This is a genomic window from Bacillus sp. UMB0893 (assembly GCF_002858905.1).
Taxonomy (GTDB): Bacteria; Bacillota; Bacilli; order Bacillales; family Bacillaceae; genus Bacillus_P.
This window is the reverse complement of record NZ_PKLB01000004.1, coordinates 90,244-107,264: the sequence shown is the minus strand read 5'-3', so window position 1 is coordinate 107,264 and position 17,021 is coordinate 90,244. Positions and strand designations below refer to the sequence as shown.

General features: G+C 39.8%; 13 protein-coding genes. 3 read left to right on the top strand and 10 right to left on the bottom strand.

Going from position 1 to position 17,021, the window contains the following annotated elements:
* Positions 1 to 108: 108 nt before the first annotated feature.
* Entirely contained in the window at positions 109 to 423 is a 315-nt protein-coding gene (locus CYJ36_RS10565; protein ID WP_257962452.1) for a CHY zinc finger protein, read from the bottom strand.
* 99 nt (positions 424 to 522) lie between these two features.
* Between CYJ36_RS10565 and CYJ36_RS10560 the strand changes: the two genes are divergently transcribed.
* On the top strand, positions 523 to 1,425 hold the full coding sequence (locus CYJ36_RS10560; protein WP_101567237.1) for a DUF899 family protein: 903 nt from the start codon (positions 523 to 525) through the stop codon (positions 1,423 to 1,425).
* Between the two features lie 451 nt (positions 1,426 to 1,876).
* Here the strand turns inward: CYJ36_RS10560 and CYJ36_RS23385 are convergent, their stop codons facing one another.
* Together CYJ36_RS23385 and CYJ36_RS10550 are read right to left on the bottom strand one after the other, a co-directional pair.
* Positions 1,877 to 2,152 carry a hypothetical protein gene (locus CYJ36_RS23385; RefSeq protein ID WP_142382701.1) on the bottom strand — a complete coding sequence of 92 codons (276 nt, stop codon included), beginning with the start codon at positions 2,150 to 2,152 and terminating at the stop codon, positions 1,877 to 1,879.
* A 307-nt stretch (positions 2,153 to 2,459) separates the two neighbouring features.
* Entirely contained in the window at positions 2,460 to 3,425 is a 966-nt protein-coding gene (locus tag CYJ36_RS10550; RefSeq protein WP_101567235.1) for a quinone oxidoreductase family protein, read from the bottom strand.
* A 434-nt stretch (positions 3,426 to 3,859) separates the two neighbouring features.
* Here CYJ36_RS10550 and CYJ36_RS10545 point away from each other — a divergent pair, with 434 nt between their 5' ends.
* Positions 3,860 to 4,318 carry a hypothetical protein gene (locus CYJ36_RS10545; protein WP_101567234.1) on the top strand — a complete coding sequence of 153 codons (459 nt, stop codon included), beginning with the start codon at positions 3,860 to 3,862 and terminating at the stop codon, positions 4,316 to 4,318.
* 41 nt (positions 4,319 to 4,359) lie between these two features.
* Here the strand turns inward: CYJ36_RS10545 and CYJ36_RS10540 are convergent, their stop codons facing one another.
* The 7 genes from CYJ36_RS10540 to CYJ36_RS10510 form a co-directional block, all read right to left on the bottom strand.
* The gene (locus tag CYJ36_RS10540; RefSeq protein WP_101567233.1) at positions 4,360 to 5,049 is read right to left on the bottom strand and encodes a pseudouridine synthase; all 690 of its coding nucleotides are present in this window, start codon (positions 5,047 to 5,049) and stop codon (positions 4,360 to 4,362) included.
* 83 nt (positions 5,050 to 5,132) lie between these two features.
* Positions 5,133 to 5,609 carry a type VII secretion protein EssA gene (gene essA / locus CYJ36_RS10535; RefSeq protein ID WP_180850233.1) on the bottom strand — a complete coding sequence of 159 codons (477 nt, stop codon included), beginning with the start codon at positions 5,607 to 5,609 and terminating at the stop codon, positions 5,133 to 5,135.
* On the bottom strand, positions 5,599 to 8,541 hold the full coding sequence (gene esaA / locus CYJ36_RS10530; protein WP_101567231.1) for a type VII secretion protein EsaA: 2,943 nt from the start codon (positions 8,539 to 8,541) through the stop codon (positions 5,599 to 5,601). The genes essA and esaA overlap by 11 nt, the downstream gene beginning before the upstream one ends.
* Positions 8,538 to 13,022: a type VII secretion protein EssC gene (essC, locus tag CYJ36_RS10525; RefSeq protein WP_101567230.1), complete on the bottom strand. Its 4,485-nt coding sequence runs from the start codon at positions 13,020 to 13,022 to the stop codon at positions 8,538 to 8,540. The genes esaA and essC overlap by 4 nt, the downstream gene beginning before the upstream one ends.
* Positions 13,023 to 13,049: 27 nt before the next feature.
* Entirely contained in the window at positions 13,050 to 14,384 is a 1,335-nt protein-coding gene (gene essB / locus CYJ36_RS10520) for a type VII secretion protein EssB (protein ID WP_101567229.1), read from the bottom strand.
* A gap of 14 nt (positions 14,385 to 14,398) precedes the next feature.
* Complete coding sequence (locus CYJ36_RS10515) at positions 14,399 to 14,638, bottom strand: EsaB/YukD family protein (RefSeq protein WP_101567228.1); 240 nt, start codon at positions 14,636 to 14,638, stop codon at positions 14,399 to 14,401.
* An 86-nt stretch (positions 14,639 to 14,724) separates the two neighbouring features.
* Positions 14,725 to 15,018 (bottom strand): WXG100 family type VII secretion target, encoded by a 294-nt coding sequence (locus tag CYJ36_RS10510; protein WP_101567227.1) that lies wholly within the window; start codon positions 15,016 to 15,018, stop codon positions 14,725 to 14,727.
* 508 nt (positions 15,019 to 15,526) lie between these two features.
* Between CYJ36_RS10510 and CYJ36_RS10505 the strand changes: the two genes are divergently transcribed.
* A complete protein-coding gene (locus tag CYJ36_RS10505) occupies positions 15,527 to 16,993 on the top strand; it encodes an alpha-amylase (RefSeq protein WP_101567226.1) in 1,467 nt (488 codons plus the stop codon).
* Positions 16,994 to 17,021 lie beyond the last annotated feature (28 nt).

Here is a 17,021-nt window from a genome sequence, read left to right as displayed (position 1 = left end):
ATCGGATAAACAATAGGCGCATATTTTATCGCTTTCTTAATGAGTTTTTTCAACATAAACTCCTCCTCTTTTATATTTTTTTCCCAAAAAGCGTGCAGACTAAACGTTTTAAGAGCCGAAGTACAGATGATAATGGTTTTGACAGCCTGGATTAAAGGCTGAATGACACTTTGGACAGTAATTCTTGCTGTCCATATATTCTTGAATAGTGAGCTGATGGCTGCATGATCCGCAAAGAACAGCAGTCGTATTCCGTTCTTCCTTGTTCCAAACGAGCGATGGATGATCTGCAATCTCTTCATGACACTCAAAACAAGCAAAATATGTATCGCAGCACTTGAATTTAATAGCAATAATATCTCTTTGAGCAGCATAATGACGGCATCTTGTATGTATATCTAGATCGAGTCCTTTTACTATCACGCTTTTCTCACTCCTTTTCTTTTCAATTTTTTTACCCTGAAAGAGGAAAAGCTTCATTCCGGCCGAATTAACATGGGTAGAAGGTTGGGAGGAATGAAAATGAATCAAAATGAATTAATGGATGAAATACAAATCCTTGAAAAAGAACTTTTGGAAAAAAAGAAGCGGCTTACTGATTTAAGAAAACTTGTGCCTAATAAAATGGCTGAAAATTATCAGTTTATAGCTTCTAATGGTCATTCTGTCACTCTGCTGCAGTTATTTAAAGAGAAGGATGAGCTCATTGTCGTTCATAACATGGGAAAAAGCTGTTCCTACTGCACAATGTGGGCAGACTGTTTTAACGGAGTGTATCACCATATTTCAAAGAAAGCAGCATTTGTTCTCTCTACGCCAGACGAGCCCCATGTGCAGGATGCATTCGCTGCTCAAAGAGGCTGGAAGTTTCCTATTATCTCGACTGCGGGCACTTCGTTTAAACAGGATTTTGGATATGAAAAGAACGGATATTACTATCCGGGAGTCTCAACCTTCCGCAAAGACGATAAAGGATCTATTTATCATTGTGCACATGCTCCTTTTGGACCCGGTGATGATTTCTGTTCGGTATGGCCTTTATTTGACCTCCTCCCCTCAGGGTCTGAATCATATCGTCCATCAAAGATGATAAATGAAAATACACCTTTCCAAATGACCAATAACGTCGCCTTTGCTGTTCAAAATTATGAAAAAGCGATAGATTTTTATAAAAATTTGTTGGGAATGACACTTGAGTCATCAAATGAATTTGAAACAAAATTCAGTATGAACGGCACTTTCTTTTACATTGAAAACAAGAAGCATGCTGGAGTCTTTTTTGAATTTGCTGCTGAAGATTTTTCAAATTCTATGACTAAGCTTCTTAACGCCGGCTGTGAAGTTTCTGAGAAATTAAGCAGTACAAGTGTTATGTTAAAAGATCCATTTGGACTTCGATTTCATCTATTTGAAAGTGTAAAATAAGGACCTCATCAGAATGAGCTTCAAGCAGGTCCGCAGCGTTCTTTCTGTTTTTATGAGTATTAAGATAAGAAGTCTTGAATCACGCTCTCTGGGGCATCAGAATGCCAAAAAAGCATATCTTTAAATAGAGTAAGGAGAGAGCAGTGAAATATAAAGTGATTCTCATTACATGTGCAAATTCAGGGATGGGCCTTGCTGCATATCTTCGACCAAAATACATTGGATGATTATTTGTTAGATTTGCTTAGAAGCAATAGAAATTTTCTGTACTTATTTCTCGAAAGAATTATTACAAATGTTGGAGACAGCTTTTATTATATTGCTGCTATGTGGTTTGTGTATGAAAAAACAGTTAATATTAAAAGGCTGCGGCAATAGCAGCCCGTCTCACTAATTAACTTATGTGACACTATTATAACTTTAGATAATACCTGTAGTTTTACTAAACAGGCTATTGAACATTTTTACTATTTGGCTGCTGAATAGATACATGTTGTGGTTTTTCTGGATAGGGTCGCTTACCTGGATCGTCAGGACCTGTAAGGTTATTTCTTTGATCCAAAACTTTCCCTGTATACTCAATAGGATTTATGTCTGCCATTGTTTTCACCTCCATTAATAGGATGGTTGAAAAATAAATTCGCATGACAGGTAATTTTTCCTTATCAATAAATGAGTTTTTATCTATAATAGAAAATTCATTTATGTTTAGAAGTCGATTAGTCAATTAATCTTCTTCAACAATCAGGTCTATAATTGAAGAACTGAGGGAACTCCAAATCAAGCTGGAGTTCCTTTTTTTACTGTGTTGTAATACCTGGTAATATATAAATAGTACCTCAATTAGCTGGACTTTGTTGAGTATTAAGTCCTGCTAATTCCTATGCGATTTGATATGTTAAATAAGAACTGTAATTACAAGTAACCCCTTATATACATACCAATTCCTATGCTAATTGATATGTTATTTACCGTTTTATTTAGCGGTTTGCACCTTTCAATCGAACCCGTTACTCATCTAGATCCTCCATTTTTTATGGAATTAAAACAATCTTACCTGTACTTTTTCTGCTTTCAAGATATCGATGAGCTTCTGCTCCCTCTGATAAAGAAAAGCGTGTTGGAGCAGCCATGCTTAAAGATCCATCTGCAATCCATTGGAACAGTTTTTTAGAACGTTCGAGACGCTGCTCTCTTGACGTAAGCACATTCCATAAGTCCCCGCCTGTCAGCGTTTTTGACGTATCCATCAGCATTCTGGGATCAATATGAACAGGATCTCCTCCTGCCATGCCGTAGAAAACGACAGTTCCGCCGATGCGTGTTGCATCGAAGCTGTCCATTAGTGTGGATCCCACCGATTCATAGACAACATCTGCCCCTATGCCATCCGTAGCATCCAACACTTTCTGCTTCCAATCTTCGCTGTAAACAAATGCCCATTGTGCACCGGCTTCTATTGCTATATTTGCTTTTTCAGTTGTAGACGCAAGTGCTATGACTTTTCCGCCTAATAGCTGAATGATTTGCACAAGCAGCTGGCCAACTCCGCCTGCTGCTGCGTGAACTACTGCAACATCGCCAGCCTTAATCCAATAGCTGTCATCTGTCAGATAGTGGGCAGTCAGACCTTGCAGCAAAACTGAAGCAGCTGTTTCAAACGAAATCTCATCAGGAAGAGGAATCACTTTTTTGGTGGATGCGACTGCAAATTCAGCATTTGCATGAGGAACATCTGCAAAACCAACCCGATCTCCAGGTTTAATACCCGTCACACCGGTGCCGACTTCATCTACAACACCCGCTCCTTCATATCCTAAGATATATGGAGGCTCTCCTGCTAGATGATAATTTCCTTTTCTGCGGTACACATCAGCAAAATTCAATCCGACCGCTTTCATTTTGATTCGTATTTCATTAGCTCCTGGAACAGGCTTAGGTATTTCTGCTGGATTTAATACTTCCGGTCCCCCAAATTCATGGAATACAAGTGCTTTCATGTTTTTTGCTCCTCTTTTTTTCTTTTATTTAGTTAGTTTATCAGAAAAGAGACAATTTTATTGTTTATAAAGTCCTAATTGGAGCATTAAAGTCCAGTCACGCTTAATCGTGTTTTTTCTTCCATCTTCCTCCTAATTTCAAACTTAGTATAGGGAAGAAAACTTAGATTTTACCATTTCTGTGCAGATAAGCGAATTTCTGTGCGCTGGATAGATTTTTCTGTGCGTAAATCAAAATTTATGTGCACTCTTCCAATTGGATCCGATTTTTGAGTTGGGAATACAATTAGGTCCCCTTTAAGGTTTAAAACGGATTGAAGACCGGATTCTAGCCTTGTTTAATCTTAATAATCATCTATCTACTCCAAGTCAAGTAAATGGTCCTGCGATCATTGTGATATACTAACCAAATGAAATCGATATCGGAGGAACTTATGCTTACATTTGAACAAAAATTGTCTATTATTGAATCTTTTCCAGAATTGCAAAGAAAAAACGTATCATTGGGACGAATTAATTTTCACTTTGAAGAAAGTATTTACGACAAAAAAAATGTTGTTTATCACCTTCACCCGAATGGAAATGGTTTCGTTTACGCTGAATATGTAAAAGGTTATGCTGTAAATGATAAAGGAATGGTCAACATCCGTGATTTCACTGAAGAGGAACTGCGCACACTGATCAAAAAGTCAATTCACTCCCTCTCAGTTGAAGACGATGCAGAAACAGAGGAGTTTTTAGAAGAAGAGTGGACAAATGAGGATGGACAAACTCTCGTCTTAATCCAAGAGGATGATATGTGGAATGTCTATGCGGGTTTAAACTTAGATGGCACGTTTACTACTTATAAAGAAGCGGCCAATTATTTGCATGAAGAAGGATTTTCAGCATAAAAACAACAACGCTTGGCATATTAAGCCAAGCGTTGTTTTAGTTAGCCGAGCCTTGATAACAGCTCATCAAGTTCCATTTCAGTCAAAAACCGCCACTCTCCGCTTCCTAAGCCTAGGGCAGTCACATTCATGATCCTCTTTCTTTCAAGCCTTTCAACCTTATATCCAAATGTTTTACACATTCTTCGGATTTGCCGATTTAGACCTTGTGTCAGAACGATTCGAAATTCAAGGTCGCTGATCTTCTCAACCAGGCATTGTTTTGTGGTAACCCCAAGTATTTCTACTCCTTGAGACATGCCAAGAATAAAATGAGCATCAAAAGGCTTATCTACCTTTACGACATATTCCTTTTCATGACCATTTTCAGAGCGCATCATTTTGTTGACGATTGCTCCATCGTTCGTCAGCAAAATGAGTCCTTCTGACGCTTTGTCTAATCTGCCGATAGGGAAAATTCGATCTGAGAAGTTCATAAAATCCATGATATTGTCTTTAACATTGCTTGCCGCTGTACAAGTAATACCGACTGGTTTATTGAGTGCAATATAGACTGTCTTTCTTTTAGGCGGGATGGCTATGCCATCGATTAATACAGTGTCGCCTTCCATAACCGTGTCGCCGGCCTCACAAGTGATTCCATTGATGGTAATGCGGCCTGCTAAAATAAGTCGATCTGTTTCCCGCCTCGAACAATAGCCTGTTTCACTTATATATTTATTTATTCTCATCTGCTTATTGTAGCACGTCTTTTATGTTCTAAAGAAAAATTAGAAAAAGGCAGCTCATGTATAGGCTGCCTTCATCTTTCATTCTATTTTTTTCCCTGCGTTATTCTAGGAATTAATAGGAAAATCATCAAAATAACACCAATCGCAATCACGAGGATATATGTCATCGTTAATCCAGAATTTTGACCAGATGCGTTATCCTCAGTTTCAGCCATACTCAATGACTGTTCTGGATTTCCTGAAAATAACTCCATTTGCTCAGATTTAGATTTTATAGTGTTCTTCTCTTTAGTGTAAGCTGTGAAGAGCTGTTTTTTTATTTCATCCTGTTCATCTCTTGACGGCTTCTTAAAGGTTAGATTTTTTTGTTCTTCAGGAATCGCATTTCTTTTCTCATAAAGTGATTTTTCATGCAGATAATTCGTATTCTCCTTACGTTCTTTCTCCTCATAAATATTAGGATCCAGTTCATTTAGATTTGTTTCTGCATCTGCTGTAACTCCACTTGTGATCACAAAGAGCAGCAGCAGAATAAATGATATTCCTGCTTTACATTTCATGAGCATGTTCCTGATTGGCCTTTTCGTTTGTGTTTTTGAAAGCATTCACGACAAACGGCAGGATGGTCAGAACAACGATCATTCCGATAAGAACAATGATTCCCTGTGTAAACAAGTTATTCGTATCGAATTGGATCGAGATATACACCTTTGACATAGGATCTTCGTAAGTAAAGTTTGGTGCTGCCAAAGCAAGCAGCGGACTAACGAAGAATGCCACAAGACCAACACTTGCAAGCCACCCTGCAAAATTGCCGAGCAAGAATGCCACACGAACAATTGTCGAAGCTGCAAATAACAAGAGAATCGTAAAGATTGACCATTGAATCGCGCGCTCATCCGTAAGAGTATAAATATTTAAACCGAACAAGCTAATAATGAGGCCCACAATTAAATTTAATAGACCAAACATGGATCCTCTCACTAATAAAGGTGCTGCTTTGAAATAGTGGCTAAAGTAACCAATTAACAAACTGCTGATTAGAATAATCACCAGAATCACGACTGGCGGTACAGCCTTTGCTTGTGTAACAGGCGCATCCCCGCTGATTTGGAGCGGATTCGCAAGATGTTCATAAACATAGCCATTGTTCTGACCGTCTACAAGCGTATTGCCAAGAATGCTGAAGACATCGTCTCTTACCAGCTGCGTTGATGCTACATTCGTTGCCCATTTATCATTCAATAAATCTGCCTCTGACTGAACTTCATTTACTTTTTGCTGGAGGGCATCCGTACTGCTGACAACCGTCTCCTGTCTTTCACCAAGCGAGTTCATTAAGTCAGAGATCATCACAATCTCCTGCCCAATACTCTGCTGATTTGTGACTAGCGTCGTTCCGTCTGAATTTTGAAGAGGCATTCTAGAAACCGTCTCATCTGTCTCTTGCACTTGGCTAAGCACGGTATTTGCGCTCTCTTCCATAGAGGCAAGATCCTCCATGATCGCCGTTTGCTGCTCTTCAAGATCCTTACTGTACTGATCCATAAAGGCAAGAGCGGAAGCCTGGACTTCCTTCATTTCCTCTTCAGTAGCCGGGAGCTCCTGATTTAGCTTGTCCCATGCTCCTTGTTCTTCTTCGTTGATGGATAGAATCGTTTTTACTCTTGATTCTTGAATTCTATCCTTTAATACCTCATCTCTTATGGGATTATTTGGATTTTTTATGCGATTTACGGTTGCTTCGTATTGTGACAGATACGAATGATAGGCAAGGACATCACTCATAGATGCGTTCCCAATCGGTGTACTGAATACCTCTTCAAGCCTTTCTTTTCTCTCATCACCTAGAGAGTTAAGGACTTTCTGTTCTTGATTCATAATAGCTTGTGAACCTGAATTCATATTGTTTGTAATTTCTATTAAATCTTCTGTAAGTTCTGCTATTTTATCTGCCAGTTTACCATTTTCAACTTTTAAAATCCGGTTTTCTTCCAATAGTTTTCCATTGTCCGATACAAGCTGATCGTAAAGTTCAAGCAATTTTTCATATTCAGCTCTCCAGGAATTCTGGCTTTCTTTAGCTTTAATGGATTCTTCTACTGCTACAAGCTGTGCAGACATAGTGTCTAATTGAGTTAAAGCTTGAATGACTTGATCTGGTTTTGGATCTGGAATTGTTTCTAAATTTGTTATTAGGCTGTTCATCTGTTCAGAAATAGCAAGAATTTTAGCACGCTCTTCATCCATATTTACTGGATTTTCATTCTCACCAGGTTCCCTTGGAGTGCCAGGTTCGGTAATGTCATCTCCGCCTGACGTTTCTTCATTTCCATTGTCTTCACCGTTACCAGGGCCATCTCCGTTGTCCGTCCCCTCTTTTTGAAGTTTTTTCCTTAAAGGAATCATAGTTGCTTCTAGACTATTTAAAGTATCCTGATAATCCCTCAGGATATACATGTCCACATACTCACTGTGTACGGATTCAAGCTCTCTCGCCTGACGTTCCGTTTGGCTGAGCCTAACATTGCCTAAGTTCTCTGCTGTCTTTTGATTGCGGTCAAGCAACTTCTGAACATCTGTCATCCTGCCCGCAAGCTGTTCCCCTTGTTTATCAAAAGCCGCCTGTGTCTCCTCCTGCTTCTGATCCACTTCCGTTGTACCACCCTGAATCGCTGTGATGCTTTCTTGCTGGGCTTTTGTAAGGAGCTGCTGCTGATCTTCCTGATAGGTTTGATAATCTTCAACATATTTTACGAAGGCTGACAGGCTTTTCTCAAATTGTTCGACGCTGTTTTTGCGTTCAGGCGAATCTTCTTCTGCCTGTTTCATTGTTGATTGTAATTGTTCAAGCATTTGTTTTTGCTGGGTTAACTCACCTGCAAGGTCTTTAGAGCTTGGCTTATAGAAGCCCAGCATGGCTTTTTGAAAGGCAATTTCTTTTTCAAGGATGCGGTCAAACTCCTGGCGCACATTTTCCATGTCTTGAGAGACATAGCTCCAGTAAAGGGAGGACATTTGCTTGTTCACACGATTTGTTGCATCTTCTAGTTCACGGAGCACTCTTTGTCTGTTTTCAGCGTTGAGCTGATTTTGGACCGTATATTCAAATTCAGCTTTTGATGGCTGCTGTTCATCATATGTTAAGATGTTGTTTGAAAAATTAGAAGGAATATAGATGACGGCATCGTATTGCTGACTTTTCAGCCCATTGACGGCAGCACTTCTGCTTAAAACTGTCCATTCATACGGAGAATCCTCATCTAAGATGGAGGCAATTTCCTTCCCGAATTGAACAGGTTCTTTATCGGCATCCTCTGCCGCTGCTTCTTCTGCTCCGATATCTTCATTTACTACGGCAATATTCCGCGTGGCTTTCTCTCTTACTTCCATTGGATTGTCCCCAATAAATTGGAAAAAAAGGGCTGGTACTGCTAAGATCAGCAGCACCGCAGCTATCATTTTGATCATATGTTTTCTTTGATCTGTCATGTGTAAATCTTCCTTTCAATGACACAAAGAGGAATTTGTATTTTCGTTTCTTTGCCATTTTCCACGTAGTATCCGTAGCCCGGATGAATATCGCTTTCTTTTCGGCTATATGGAAGCGTGTAAAACGTTTGCTCTGATTTTTTCATCAGGACGAGTGCCTGGCGGATTTGTTTGATTTCATTCGTAAATGTGTCAAATCCTTTTGTGAGTTCATTGTTATTTCCGGAAACGATGACGTTAAATCCAAGATGACTGTAATTTTTCATAAATCTTGTCAACCGCTCCTGCAGCATGCTGTCAAGTGATTGCTGGAATCTTGAGTAGCCGTCAATGACAAGCATAACTGGCGAGAAGGATAGATTATTTACAACGCCTTGCTGGATCGCTGTAAGGTACGTTTGTTCCCTGTCTATGAGAAGTTCTTCTGTCATATCAAGCCAAGCCGTGATCTGTTCTTTCGTTTCAATGTACGTCACTTTTTCTTCAGATGCATAGCTTGATAATCCGCGATCAATGGAATCAAATATCCCGATCGTTTCAGTTGGCTGAAGCAATGCAGTATTTAAAACCACTTTAAGTACATTGGTCTTACCTTTTTGAGTCTGACCAAGAATAATACAGTGCTTCGTTTTTACAAGATTTACGTAAACAGGCTGTACATGCTCTTCATCAAGTCCAATCGGGATGACTCCTGTTTTCTGAGAATCCTCTGCGAACTGCGTAAAGTTAATCATAGTCAGTTCAGCAGGAAGCATCGGAATTGGAAGTGGACTCTTGGCACCCTTGTACTTTTCTTTCAGCATCTGGATATCTTGCTTGACCGAATCAAGCAGTTCATAGTCATCCTCACCATCGGCCGGCAGGAAGATTTGAGAGAAATATGCCTGATCCTTCTTGATAATAGCTCTTCCAGGTATCGGTTCAGGTGCAAATGGGACCTTTCCGATTGCCATATATGTTTCTGTTGTATCCATGAGATAATGAAGAATCTTTGTTTTCATGCTGTTCATCAGTGACTGACGAACAGATTGAACTCTTGTCGCTGTAAAAATCATATAGATGCCAAGTGATTGTCCATCACGGGCAAATTGAATCAGCTGTGTTTCAAGTTCCTGCATTTCTTCTTTTACAAGATCAAAATTATCAATTGTAATGTATAGAAGCGGCAGTTTGTTTGAACTAAGCGAATTGTACATCTTGATGCTGCTTACTTCTTGATGCTGGAACAATTGCTTTCTCCGCGAAATCTCATCTCTTACAATTCTCATGAATTTATCAATCTTCAGTTCCTGATCCAGCTGGAAATAGTCAGCTGTATGCGGCAATTGTCTGAGCGGAAGCAGTGTCCCATTGCCGTAATCAATGACGTAGAAGTGCGCTTCCTCTGGGCTCATCCTTGATGCAATGCTTAGAAGCAGCATCATGACTGTATGCGATTTTCCATAGCCTGATGATCCGAAAATGGCGATGTTGCCATCGTCCATCAGCTGATAGGAATATGGAGTCTGACTTTGTTTTTCAGGCTCATCAATCACTCCAATATAAATTTCATCATGATGATGTGTGGCATATTGATGTCTGGAAATTCTATTTTCAAGCGGCGGGAGCCACGGGCTATTCAGCTTGCGGATCCCCATTTGAGCCTGAAGCGCTTCTATTTTGTCAACAATGACTTCGATTTCAGATTCTGTCTCTTTTTTATGCGTCTGAGCAGACGAGACATTTGATAAAGGAATTAAACCAAGGTCTGTGACAATGGCTACTTCATCTTCAGACTCTGATGTTTCCTCTAAATAAGGCGCCCCGCTCCATGCTGACTGAAACAGTTCGTACACCTCGTTATTTCCTACCTGCAAATAACCGCGGCCCGTTATGGTAATGGACGCTGCATCAGCATTTTTTAATATTTCTTTACTGTCACTTGCATCCTGAACCTTCAAAGCAACCCTGAATCTTGCGTTGCTCCATATTTGGTCATCAATCACTCCGCCAGGCTTTTGCGTTGCGAGGATGAGATGGACACCTAAGCTTCTACCGATGCGGGCAGCACTGACAAGCTCACGGATAAAATCGGGCTCTTCACTTTTCAATTCTGCAAATTCATCTGAAATCAAAAACAGATGCGGCAGCGGATTTTCCGCTTGTTTTCGCTTGTAAAGATTCGTGTAATCGTTAATGTGATTCACCTGATATTGATCAAAAAGTCGCTGACGCCGTTTTAACTCACTTTTGATTGAAGCAAGTGCACGTGCACTAAAGTTTTTGCTGCCTTCAATATTTGTGATCGTTCCGAGCAAATGCGGCATGTTTTTAAACGGCTGCGCCATTCCTCCGCCCTTGTAATCAATCAGCAGGAATGCTACTTCATGAGGATGAAAATGGACGGCAAGCGACAATATATACGTTTGAAGAAATTCACTTTTCCCTGATCCAGTCGTACCTGCCAGAAGACCATGAGGACCGTGGGCTTTTTCATGAAGGTTTAATTCCACAACATCCTCCTTGCCCTTCAATCCAACAGGAACAGCCAGAGATTTGGATGATTCCCTTGTCAGCCAATTCTGCTCAATCGGGAGCTCATCCACTTCTTTGACATTGACCATCTCTAAGAATGACACGCTTTTCGGAATGGAATTTGTCATTCCAACTTGATGATCAAGCGTTCTCAGCATTCGGGCAAACGACTCATTTCCTTCATGATGATGAACATCGATTTTAAAAGGAATCGATGCTGCTTTTTTCTCCTGAATGAGAATGTCTCCTTCTTGATCATTTACATATCTAACAAGGGTATGGATGTTATCAGACAGGCTCTCTTTTGCTTCAGCTGCAAAGATTACCGAAATGCCTAATTGGGAAAACTCGCCTTCTAGATATTCTAAAATAACATGATCTGAAATCAGCTGCTGATTTGTAATGATAAAGACAATATGCGGCGAGAAACGAAGGTTTTCTTTCTTTTCTTCCAAATCGCGCTCCCTCAGCATTTCATAGATGGAAGTAAGCAGCTGGTCTCTCGTTTGCTCGTTATAAATCATCCCTTTTGCAAACGCATGAGGCAGCTGAAAATGCGGCAGCCATTTCATCCATTCCCAGCTGCTGTATTCTTTTTCGTTGAAAATAAACACAAAACGCACATCGTGATAGCTATGGGAAAAAGCCAGCTGCCCAATTAACTGATGAAGCTCGTTTTTCATAATAGCTTCTTTTCCTATCAGCCCCATTGCACCTTGTGACAGGTTTACACTGATTGGTACAGAATCAATTTCCCGATATACCTTTTCCATTTGCTGTGACTGTTCAAGGAGGTCATCAACTTCCCTGTTCGCCATATCGTTTGAACTCAGTGATAGTTCATAGCTGGATTTAACGGTGCCTGTTCCGATCCGAAGCTCTAAAAAATCATTGCTTTCAGGCGTTCTTTCCCAAATCCGGTCTGAAATTTGCTGCGTCATATATTTCATTTGTTCAAAAGAAGGAAAATGATAGGCCAGAACCTGACGCTGTTTTTCAGCAACCTCCTGAAGTTCATGGCGTTTGCTTTCAAGGTACTGCGTATAGACGCGCAGTCTCCGTTCTTTTCGTTTTTTATAATTTCCTTTTTCTCTGAAGTATTGAGCTGTTGAGGTAATTAAAGTCATTACAAACATAACCATTGAAACAATAATAAAGATGCCTCGCGGTGCAATAAGCGCGACAATTCCCATAGCAAGCATCATAACGAGGGGAGGCAATACAATAAGCCATAGGCTGCGTGACTGGTCTTCTCCTTCTTGTGCTGGAAACGTCAGAGAGATTTTTTCTTTAGGGAGCTCATAAATCATCCGCGGTGTGCGCCGGTAAATCGGATATTTCTTGCTCATTTCTGATCGTGGTCTTTCAGTAAGCGGCAATTTCGAATGAAAGGAATCTGTGCTCGTAATTTGAATCAAGTCTTCTTCGATAAGACGAATGGTCATAAAAGGCCAGAAGAGAATGTCGCCTATTTCTAATTGGGTTCGCATTTCTATCTTTTTACCATTCAAATAGACCTTTTCACCCTCAGGCGAGACTGTCCATTGATTACCTGTATTTAAAAGCGTAAGCGAGCCCTTACCAAGTGACGGTACAGTTCCTTTATCCTTGTATATGTGAGTCTCTTCACTATTTGCAGAAAATGAGATTTCTTTATGAAAACCGATATAATAAGTTTCTGTTTTTTCGGGTTTAAGAGTTAAATAAATAACGAGCTGCTCCGAATTGTCCTCCAGCCGAAAAGGTTCTTGCAGGGTGACCTTTCCGATTGCGTTCTCATTCTGTTTAATCATGAAACCATCTGAGCCTTCTGCTTTTGCAACAGTCAACGGACCAGAAGAAAAAGGAAAATTGCGGATTGTCAGGGTTTGCAAAATATCTGACCCAATGGAAAATGAACGAAACGCTTCTTCATTTACATCAAATTGCTGATAGGATTCACCGTGAAAAAACCAAAGAATACTCATGAATTCACCTCCTGTTGCCTCTGTCTATTAATTAGATCCTGTATTTGCTGATTCGGCTGGTTTTTGCTCTGCGGACTTCGCTTGATCAGCTGCTTCCTGTGCCTTCTTTGCCTCTTCTGCAGCTTGTTGTTCTTCTGCTTTTTTCTGCTCTTCAACTTGTTCTTCTGCTTTTTGTTCTTCCTCTAGCTTCTGTTCTTCTTCTCTCTTTTGAGCCTCTTGCTCTTCTTTATATTGTTTAATTTCCGCATCTATTTTTTGAAGTTCTTCTTGTTTCTCTTCACTTTTCATTTCGGTATCTGCTTTAATTTGAGCTTCGTACTTAATCAGACCAAACATAATCAAATCTCTGTCCTCAAGATTTCTGGCAAGATCGAGGGCTTCTTTTGCCTCGCCTCTTCCAACATGAATCCAATACTCAAGGTATTGGGGATCTGATTGAAGTGTAAGCGTGTTTTGAACGCTTTCCTTTTGTTCTTCCGTTAAAGATTCATTGACTATGTAAGACGATGCCAATTGAAATTTCACTACGTTTGGCATTTCATCAGTGCTATAGCTTGAAAGTGTACTGACAACTTCACTGTAATCGTTGCCTAGATATTGCTCACTGCTTGATACAAACGCCTCTTGTTTAGGATGGAGTGAAAAGAGGGAATATGCAGTATATACTAGTGCTGGAACGAGCAGAATGAGAAACCCAAATGAAACATATCGTGTGAGCTTCCATTTCTTTTCCGGAATGGATACCAGAGCTGCATGCTTTTTGTCCAGCTCTCTCATATTCGTTTCAATCATCGTTATCAGGTCATCATAGGTTGCCGCAGAGAGCAATTCTTTGGACATAGGTGAAATATCTAATGTCTCATTGAATTTTAAATATTGTTCAAATGTAAACTTTGAATCTACGGCTGCAGCAACAGTTGCTTTCAGCTCATGCCATAGCTTCACATGATCCCTCTCATACGGCGGAATGCTTTCTTTTACTCCATAATGCAGAAAGTACGGTGTGAAGCTTTGATCAAATACAAGATTTTCTGGACATACGATCAAATGAATTCTTGATAACGAGTGATTTTTTACCTTTTTTACCAGCTGATAGGAGAAATTCCACTTGCTTCGCTCTTCTTTTTTCATTAAACTAGAAAAACCCAAATAAGATTTAGGCGGCTGAATATGAACCGTTAATTCATCTTCAGTTAAATCAATTTCTCTTTTGATGGATGCATCCATCTCTTTCAGCAAGTCCGTTTCTGCTGCATGATCAAGTTTTACTTTTTCTGTTTGAAAAACGAACGTATATCCATCTTCTTTTTTAATGACAGCGTCAAGCTGCTGCTCTAAATATGTCGGTTTTTTTTCTGACATTGCCAATGACTCCTTCATAGGATCTCAAAACGATCTCCTGTTGTAATTCCGCAATCTACAAGCTTATGGCTGCCGGATAGGACAATCTGCTTATTGGGAACACGCACCCAATACCCTTCTCGAGGTGGGTCAGAAATGCATTTTGCCTGCCATACAATATCTATTACTTTTTTGACAGAGTGATAATTTGATAGACGAAGATCAAATGTTTCTCCTGTGTAATGCTTCAAATCGATTGTCACTTCAATATACATTCCTTTTCACCTCAAAAATGAAGAAGCGCCGTCATCTGGTGAGAATAGGCGCTCCTTTCTGCACTTCATTAGATTGTCAGATGATATTAACCGCGGATTTGGCCTGCAATGTTTGCATCCGCCTCTTGAAGAGCGTGTGCAGTTTTCTCTAATTGTCTTGAAATATCTTCAATTAAATGCTGCATGTCAACGAAAGAAGGCTTTAATTGATCGTATTGATCCTTGAAAGCTTCGCTTGCTTCACCTTCCCACATCGTCGTAAGCTGACCGATCATACTATCTAAGCGGCCGATTAGAAGACCTAACTCTCCACCTTCATTGTTGTAGCGTTTCGACATATCGACAAGTTCAGCTGGTGTAACGCGAATAATTCCTGCCATTTTTCATCTCTCCTTTTACATGAATTTACATTAATTGTATAAACAAAGACCATGGAGGTCAATTGTTACTTCTACAATACTAGTAAAATGGTACATAATATCTACATATATGTAATTGAGGTAGAATATGCCTATAATTGTTGTTTCTATTCATATGTACCCATATATTTCATGTATAAAACCTATTTAAAGGAAATTTTTATAATATTTTTCCAAACATTGATGTAATAGTCACAAGCGTATATCCCGGGTTTCTTAAAGGCAAAAGAAACAGTCTTATGATTAGATGACTTATTCTTTTTTTGTTGTATTTTGTCGTTTGATTTTTAAGTTATATTGTTTATAAATTCTAGTAAAATAAAATGCCCCTGCCAGAAGTTTAATGACAACTCATTGAATTAAAGAAACTAGACGAATAAATTATTTTGCTGAAATTCAGCTTCATTTATTTTAAATTGGGGTACAAAGAAACATAGTAAACAGATCATGACGAAAAGGGGAATTCAGGATGGAACGGAATCACACGATGATGCAATTTTTTGAATGGCATGTAAAATCAAATGGCACACATTGGAACAAGCTGAAAGAATTAGCGCCCCAGCTAAAAGAACGAGGCATTAATTCCGTTTGGATTCCGCCAGTCACAAAAGGACAATCTGCTGATGATACCGGTTACGGTGTTTATGACTTATATGATCTTGGAGAATTTAATCAAAAAGGTACCGTCAGTACAAAATATGGATTGAAGAAAGAATTGATTGCTGCGATAGAAGCGTGCCACAACTCAGGCATAGCCGTATATGTAGATTTGGTCATGAATCATAAAGCGGGAGCTGATGAAAAGGAAGTTTTCCAAGCCATTGAGGTGGATCCTAATAATCGGACAGAAGAAATATCCGATCCTATCGAAATTGAAGGATGGACGAAATTCACCTTTCCAGGACGCAAAAAGAAATATTCCTCTTTCGAATGGAATTTCGAGCATTTTAATGGAACAGACTATGACGCTAAAAATGATAAAATCGGAGTTTTTAAGATTGTCGGTAAAAATAAAGACTGGAACCAAAATGTAGATAATGAATTTGGAAATTATGATTATTTAATGTTTGCCAATATTGATTATGACAACGAAGAAGTTCAGGATGAAATGATTGCATGGGGGAAATGGCTTGCTGACATGCTGCAGTGCAACGGTTACCGCCTTGACGCCATCAAGCATATGAACCATGACTTTGTGCAGAGATTTGCCGAAGAACTTTACGCAGATCGAGGTGAAGATTTTTATTTTGTCGGCGAGTTTTGGAAGTCAGATCTGAAAGCATGCCAGACGTTTTTAGATAATGTCGATTACAAAATTGATCTATTTGATGTTTCCCTTCACTACAAGCTGCATAAAGCGTCCAAGGAAGGCAGAGATTTTGATCTATCAACCATTTTTAATGATACTCTGGTAGAATCACATCCCGATCACGCGGTCACATTCGTTGATAACCATGACTCCCAGCCAAATGAGTCACTCGAGTCATGGGTTGAAGATTGGTTCAAGCAGAGTGCCTATGCTCTCATACTTTTGCGAAAGCAAGGCTATCCTTGCGTCTTCTATGGTGATTACTACGGAATAGATGGTGACGAACCCATAGATGGGAAAAAGGAAGCGATTGACCCGCTTCTTTATGCAAGACAGACAAGAGCATATGGTGAACAGGAAGATTATTTCGATCATCCTAATACAATCGGCTGGGTTAGACGCGGACATGCAGATTTCGATCGATCCGGCTGTGCGGTTGTCATTTCAAATGGCGACGATGGAGAAAAAAGGATGTGTGTCGGTGAAAACCGGGCTGGAGAAGTGTGGGTCGATTTTACAGGAACACGAGAAGAACACATAACGATCGAAGAAGATGGCTTTGCCAATTTCCCTGTTAACGGCAAAAGCGTTTCAGTCTGGGCAAGACCGGATGAAGATGTCAAATAGATAAAAAACAGCCAGCTTCCTGAAAAGG